Raw genomic sequence first — 6,410 nt, 5'->3', positions numbered from 1 at the left:
TCTTGCGACCCGGCCGTTCCGCCTTGCCGTAGAGGTGCACGCGCGCTTCCCCGACGCGCGCGAGGGTGTGGTGGAGCCGCTCGTCGGGCCCGGTGGCGGGGGCAGACGCGGCGCCGAGCACGTTGGCCATCACGCATGCGGGCCGCAGCGTCGCCGTCGAGCCGAGCGGATAGTCCAGGACCGCGCGCAGGTGCTGTTCGAACTGCCCGGTGACGGCGCCGTCCATCGACCAGTGGGCGGAGTTGTGGGGACGCATCGCGAGCTCGTTGACCAGGACCTCCCCGCCGGGGGTCTCGAAGAGCTCGACGGCGAGGAGCCCGACGACGCCGAGCGCCGACGCGATCCGCAGGGCGAGCTCCTCGGCCGCCTCGCCGGCCTCCTCGGACAGCCCCGGGGCCGGGGCGAGCACCTCGGTGCAGATGCCGCCGACCTGCACCGTCTCCACCGTCGGGTACACCGCCGCCTGCCCGTACGGCGAGCGGGCCAGCACCACGGCCAGCTCGCGGCGCAGCGCCACCTTCTGCTCGACCATCAGCGGTGTCCCGGCGGCGAGCAGTTCGGGCACGGTGCTCGCGGCCTCGTCGGGCGAATCGAGCATCCAGACCCCGCGGCCGTCGTACCCGCCGCGCACGGCCTTGAGCACCACCGGCCAGCCGTGCTCGGCCGCGAACGCCTCGACGTCGGCCGGGGCCTCGACCGGCGCGAACGGCGGGACCGGCTCGCCCAGCTCGGCGAGGCGCCGGCGCATCACCAGCTTGTCCTGCGCGTGCCGCAGCGCCTCCGGGCCCGGGTGGACGACGACCCCCTCGGCGACCAGCTTCTCCAGCAGGTCGCCGGGCACGTGCTCGTGGTCGAAGGTCAGCGCCTCGGCCCCGTCCGCGGCCCGGCGCAGCGCGTCGAGGTCGCGGTGGTCGCCGATGACGACGTCGGGGGTCACCCGCGCGGCGGGCTCGTCGGGGTCCAGCGCGAGCACGCGCAGCGTCTGCCCGAGGGCGATCGCCGCCTGCTGCGTCATACGGGCGAGCTGCCCGCCGCCGACCATCGCGACCACGGGCAGGCCGGTGCGCTCCTCCACGAGCCGGGAAGACTATCCGCCGCCGGACCCGGAGGCCTCAGGCGGATCCGTGGTGCCGGTCGGGCTCGTCGTCGGGACCCGGGCCGGGCCCGAGGACGGCGGGCACGTCCAGACCGAGGATGCGGTCACGCCGCGGAGCGGGCGGCTCGGCGGCCCGCAGCCGGGCGATGGTGTCCCGCGCGCCCTCGAGGGTGGCGGGCAGCGCGACGATGCGGGCCCCCGGTGTCCCGGTCACCCCCGCCGCTCCGGAGAGACGGCGGGCGAGCAGTCCGCGCAGGACCCGGACGCGGCCGGCGAGACCGTCGCGTGGGGCCAGGACCACGACGGTGGACCGCCCGACGACCGCGATCGTCTCGCCCGCGTCGAACACGACCGACGCGGCGTCCCCCGCCACCGCCAGCGGGGCGACCCGCGACCAGCCGGCGACGGGCAGGGTGACCGCGACGAGGGCGTGGGTCTCGGACACGCGGCTCCCGGCGGCGCGGGCGGCGCGGTGGATCTCGGCGAGGCGGGTGACCAGGTAGCGGGAGCTGGCGAGCCCGGAGAGCGGGTCGACCGCGGCGGCCTCGGAGAGGTCCCCGCACGCCACGTCGCTCCAGCCCAGCGACACGACCCGCACCAGCCGCGACCCGTCCGTCCCCGGCAGGGCGAGCCGGCGTCGCGGACCGAGCTCGCCGAGCGCCCCGCTCACCGCGGTGTGCAGGGCGGCCAGGTCGGAGAGCGTCTCGTCGAGGCCGATCCCCGCGGATGCCCGCGCGCCGGCCCAGTGGGTCAGGGCCTGCTCCAGGGGCGGGCCCACGCGGCCGTCCAGGACGGCTTCGCAGACCTCGTCGACGGTCGGGTCGGGCCACTCGGACGCGACCGTCCACCCGAGCGCGCGGCTGCACGCGAACCACCGCTCGCGCAGCGCCTGGTGGGCGAGCGCGCGGCCGGTGCGACGGGCGGCGCGGTCGGCGCGGTCGGCGTCGGAGCCAGGCTCCGCCGCGGCCGCGGTGCCCCGCGTGAGCTCGTCCGCGAGGGTCATGCCACGTACCTCCTCCACGCCCGGTCGGCCCGCGCGCCGGTCGGGCCCTGTGGTGGCGACGCGCGAGACGGTCATCCGTGACGGTGACGCTGCGAGGATCCTCCCGCGCCCGGCCGCAGACTCCCCGCGAGGGGGTGGTGGGCCTGATGGCGGACGGCGGTGGTCCCGGTTCCGGGCCCGCGACCGGCGGTGAGCCGGTCAACGGGTCCGCGCGCGCGGACGCCCGCAGCGACGCCGAACTGCTCGCGGTCCTGCGCGGACGCCCCGCCGACCAGGCCTCCTCGCTCGCCTTCGCCGCCCTCTACGACCGCCACCGCGACGCCGCCCGCGGCCTCGCCCGCCAGCTCGCCCGCTCCCCCAGCGACGCCGACGACCTGGTCTCCGCCGCCTTCGCGCGCCTGCTCGAGATCCTGCGTGCGGGTGGCGGCCCGACCGAGGCGTTCCGGGCCTACCTGCTCACCTCGCTGCGCCACCTCGCCTACGACCGCACCCGCGCCGAACGCCGCCTGGACCTCACCGAGGACATGGGCGAGGTCGTCGGCGTCGACCCCGAGCGCACCGTCGTCCCCTTCACCGACCCCGCCGTCGCCGGGCTCGAGCGCTCGCTCGCCGCCCGGGCCTTCGCGACGCTGCCCGAGCGGTGGCAGGCGGTCCTGTGGCACCTCGAGGTCGAGGGCGACTCGCCCGCCGACATCGCGCCGCTGTTCGGCCTCACCGCCAACGCGGTGTCCGCGCTGGGCTACCGCGCCCGCGAGGGACTGCGCCAGGCCTACCTGCAGGAGCACCTGGCGGGAGGCCCGGCCGCCCCGCCCCGCGACCGCCGCCACCGCGAGGCCGAGGAGAAGCTCGGCGCCTACACCCGCGGCGGGCTCTCGAAGCGCGACGCCGTCAAGGTCGAGGAGCACCTGCGCGAGTGCGCGGAGTGCCGGGCCCTGGCGACCGAACTGCGGGAGGTCAACTCCGGGATCCTGCGCTCGACGATCGCACCGCTCGTCCTCGGCGCGGCGTTCGTCGGCTACCTCGCCGACCGCGCGGCGCCCGGGGTGTTCACCGGCTCGTGGCCCACGACGGCGGAGTGGTTCGTCGCGGGCGGCGGGGTGATCGGCGTGCTCGGCGCCGTCGGGGGCGTGGTCGGCGCGGCCGAGGTGCCGTGGGCGCGGCGGCTCGGGATGGCGGCCGTCGGGCTCGCGGGGCTGGGGGTGGCGACGGCGACCGTGCTCGGCTCCGGCGGCGCGGCGCCTCCCGACGCCGGGTCCGCGGTCGCGCTGCCCCACGCGTCCCTGCCGGCCCCGGTGCTCCCCGGTCCGACGACCGCTCCCCCGACGCCGGGCCGCGCGCCGTCGACCGGCGGTGCGGCTCCGGGTCCGACGTCGGGCGGCCCGCGCTCCGGCGACCGGCGCTCCACGGCCACGACGAGCTCCCACGGCGGCTCGGACCGACCGGCCGCGCTGGTCGAGTCCGCCACCGGCCGCGCGCTGCGTTCCGAGATCGCCGCCCACGGGACGGTGAGCTCCGGGAGCTGGGCCCGCGGCACGTCGTCGTCGGCACACCGCAGCGGGCCGTCGACCGCGCCCCGGCGACCGGGTCACGCGGCCCCGGTCGTCCGGCACGGCCACCCCACCCTGGTCGCCCTGCGCGTCCTCGGGCTCGGCGCCGACGTCCGCGCGGCCCGCCGGGGCCTGCTCGAGCCGGCGCTCGACGTCCTCCTGCGCTGAGCGGCCCCGCCGCGTGGTCGAGCGAGGGGGCCCTTCGGTCGGTAGAAGCGACCGAAGGGACCCCTCGCTCGGAACCGCCGGCCCGGCGGCACGAGCTCAGCCGAACAGCCGGCCCGGGTCGTACGCCTCCCGCACCCGCGCGAGCAGTGACCGCACCCTGGGCGCGTGCACCTCGTCGGCCGTGACCGGCGCGGCCCCGTAGACGAAGCCCGCCATGCGCCCCAGGCGCACGCCCGCCACCGGCGCCAGCACCGCGGCGTGCGAGGCCCGCACGGCCGCCGTCGGGACCCCGTCCGTCGACGAGAGCACCCGCACGATCCAGCCCGCCTCCCGCCACGAGACCGCGTCGATCCCCTCGGCGGGCCGGGCGAGCGCACCGCCGAGGCGCCGGACGTCGACGACGCACCCCACCGGGGCCGTCCGCGCCGCGGCCACGACCTCCGCCAGCGCCTCGTCGGACAGCTCCGACACCAGCGCGTTGGTCCCCTCGTAGGCGTGCGGGGTCTCCGGCTCCCCGAAGACCGACCCGCTCGCGGTCCACGGCAGCTCGGTCAGCCCGCCGAGCAGCACGGGTGCGGCCGCGCGCAGCACGGCCTCGGCGGCGCGCGCGGCGGCCCCGTCGGAGTCGACGAGCCGCACGTGCAGCACAGTGCGCCCGCGGATCGGCGCCGGCACGACGTCGAGGTCCGGGACCGGGACGACGCCGAGCGAGACCCCGAGCGACTCCGGGGCCTGCGCGCCGACCCGCCGCACCACGGGCAGCACCCGGTCCGCGTCGGCGGCGTCGAGGAAGAGCCCGCCGCCGACAACGGTGCGCACCGGGACGAGCCCGACCGTCACCGCGGTCACGACCCCGACGTCCGGGCGCCCACCGCGCAGCGCCGCGAACAGCTCGTCGCCCGGCCCGACCCGGCGCAGGACCCCGTCGCCGGTGACGATCTCGGCCGCCCGCAGGTGGTCGGACGCCCACCCGTACTCGCGTCCCAGCAGCCCCAGCCCGCCGCCGAGGGTGTAGCCGACGACGCCCACGCCCGGGAACGAGCCCGACACCGGCGCGAGCCCGTGCGCGGCCGCCGCCGCGACGAGGTCGGTCGACCGGGCGCCGGCCTCCACGCGCGCCGTCCGCCTCATCGGGTCGACCGCCACCCCGCGCATCCGGCCGGTCGTGACCACGACTCCCCCGACACGGCCGGCCGTGTGCCCGTGCCCGGTCGCCTGCACGGCGACCGGGAGGTCGTGGTCGGCGGCGTGGCGCACGGCCGCGACGACGTCGTGTGCGTCCCGGGCGCCGACGACGACGTCGGGCCGGTGTGGGTCCGCGGTCTGGAACCCGGCGAGCTCGTCGGAGAGGTCGGCGTCGTCGCGGTGGCGGACCGGGCCGCGGACGTCGGTCAGGGCCGGTATGGCGATGCGTGTCATGACCTCAGGGTCGGGAGGCACTGGCCAGAAGTCCAAGACACAGTCGTGACCGCGGCCAGAACCAGCGCTTCTGTCGGATCCCGTCCGTAGGCTGCCCGCCATGAGCGAGCAGGGTGCCGAGCCGCCGCCGAGCGCTCCGGCGATCCGGGCCTCCGACGCCGACCGGGAGCGGGTCGCCGAGGTCGTGCGGCGCGCGGTCGGCGACGGCCGACTGACCGTCGTCGAGGGCGACGAGCGCCAGACGCGGGCCTACGGCGCGGTGTTCCGCCACGAGCTCGCCCCGATCGTCGCCGACCTCGAGCCCGCCGCCGCGAGCAGCGCCGCGGCCGGCCCACCCGTCACCCCCGTGACGGTCCGTCCCGACACCTCCACCTCGATCGCGGTGATGAGCGGGGCCGAACGGACCGGCGAGTGGACCCCCGGCGTGACCCACGTCGCCGTCTCGGTGATGGGCGGGACGTCGCTCGACCTGCGCCGCGCCCGCCTCGACGAGCGCGGGCTCACGCTGCGCACCGTCTCGGTCATGGGCGGCATGGAGATCGACCTGCGCGGGGCGATCGGACCGGCCGGGCTGTCGGTGGTGTCCATCGCGCTCATGGGCGGCGCGGAGATCGTCGTCGACCCCGACACCGACGTCGAGGTGCAGGGCATCGGGCTCATGGGCGGCTTCTCCGACCAGGCGGGCCCGCCTGCGGGTCCTGGCGGACCCCGCCTCCACGTCAGCGGGTTCGCGATGTTCGGCGGCGTGTCGGTCGTCCGACGTCCGCTCACCGGCGCGCCCGACGACGGGCGTCGGCCGGGCCACCTCGGGCACTGACGTCCGCTCCTCGGCGGCGCGGGCGCACCTCGACCTCGGCGGGCCTCCGCGCGCCGGCGAGCCCCACCGTGAGGTCGAGCTCCGCGAGGACGTCGCCCACCACCTGCGCGACCCCCTCGGCCCCGGCGAGCGCGAGCCCCCACACCCACGGCCGCCCGAGGCACACCGCCGCCGCGCCGAGGGCGAGCGCGATCGCGGCGTCCGCCCCGCTGCGCACCCCGGAGTCGAGCAGCACCGGCACCTGCCCCGCGACCGCGTCGACGACGTCGGGCAGCGCATCCAGGGAGGCGACGGCGGCGTCGACCTGCCGACCGCCGTGGGTGGAGACCAGCACCCCGTCGACCCCGGCGTCGACGGCCC

Annotated in this window: 6 protein-coding genes; 2 read left to right on the top strand and 4 right to left on the bottom strand. The window is 78.1% G+C overall.

Annotated elements, in window-relative coordinates:
• Together AC0CYZ_RS19665 and AC0CYZ_RS19660 are read right to left on the bottom strand one after the other, a co-directional pair.
• Window positions 1–1,075 (bottom strand): 5-(carboxyamino)imidazole ribonucleotide synthase (locus AC0CYZ_RS19665; RefSeq protein ID WP_472218383.1); only part of this gene is annotated, 1,075 nt, incomplete at its 3' end.
• A gap of 37 nt (window positions 1,076–1,112) precedes the next feature.
• On the bottom strand, window positions 1,113–2,099 hold the full coding sequence (locus AC0CYZ_RS19660; protein ID WP_472218381.1) for a GGDEF domain-containing protein: 987 nt from the start codon (window positions 2,097–2,099) through the stop codon (window positions 1,113–1,115).
• Window positions 2,100–2,245: 146 nt separating this feature from the next.
• Between AC0CYZ_RS19660 and AC0CYZ_RS19655 the strand changes: the two genes are divergently transcribed.
• A complete protein-coding gene (locus AC0CYZ_RS19655; protein ID WP_472218379.1) occupies window positions 2,246–3,814 on the top strand; it encodes a sigma-70 family RNA polymerase sigma factor in 1,569 nt (522 codons plus the stop codon).
• Between the two features lie 96 nt (window positions 3,815–3,910).
• On the opposite strand, the gene AC0CYZ_RS19650 is transcribed toward AC0CYZ_RS19655, so the two are convergent.
• A complete protein-coding gene (locus AC0CYZ_RS19650) occupies window positions 3,911–5,233 on the bottom strand; it encodes an FAD-binding oxidoreductase (RefSeq protein WP_472218377.1) in 1,323 nt (440 codons plus the stop codon).
• Between the two features lie 100 nt (window positions 5,234–5,333).
• On the opposite strand from AC0CYZ_RS19650, the gene AC0CYZ_RS19645 reads away from it, so the two are divergent.
• Window positions 5,334–6,050, top strand: a complete 717-nt coding sequence (locus tag AC0CYZ_RS19645; RefSeq protein ID WP_472218375.1) for a DUF1707 domain-containing protein — start codon at window positions 5,334–5,336, stop codon at window positions 6,048–6,050.
• On the opposite strand, the gene AC0CYZ_RS19640 is transcribed toward AC0CYZ_RS19645, so the two are convergent.
• A partial coding sequence (locus AC0CYZ_RS19640) for an alpha-hydroxy-acid oxidizing protein (RefSeq protein WP_472218373.1) occupies window positions 6,001–6,410 on the bottom strand: 410 nt, incomplete at its 5' end. The two genes, AC0CYZ_RS19645 and AC0CYZ_RS19640, sit on opposite strands and share 50 nt — an antisense overlap.

It is taken from the genome of Actinomycetospora sp. (genome assembly GCF_055612215.1).
Note: the sequence above shows the minus strand (reverse complement) of the source record. Positions and strands in the feature narration are given on the sequence as shown.

Excerpts from the sequence above, each read along its gene's own strand:
- AC0CYZ_RS19660 (WP_472218381.1), bottom strand. The coding sequence starts at position 2,099 with ATGACCCTCGCGGACGAGCTCACGCGGGGCACCGCGGCCGCGGCGGAG.
- AC0CYZ_RS19655 (WP_472218379.1), top strand. The coding sequence starts at position 2,246 with ATGGCGGACGGCGGTGGTCCCGGTTCCGGGCCCGCGACCGGCGGTGAG.
- AC0CYZ_RS19650 (WP_472218377.1), bottom strand. The coding sequence starts at position 5,233 with ATGACACGCATCGCCATACCGGCCCTGACCGACGTCCGCGGCCCGGTC.
- AC0CYZ_RS19645 (WP_472218375.1), top strand. The coding sequence starts at position 5,334 with ATGAGCGAGCAGGGTGCCGAGCCGCCGCCGAGCGCTCCGGCGATCCGG.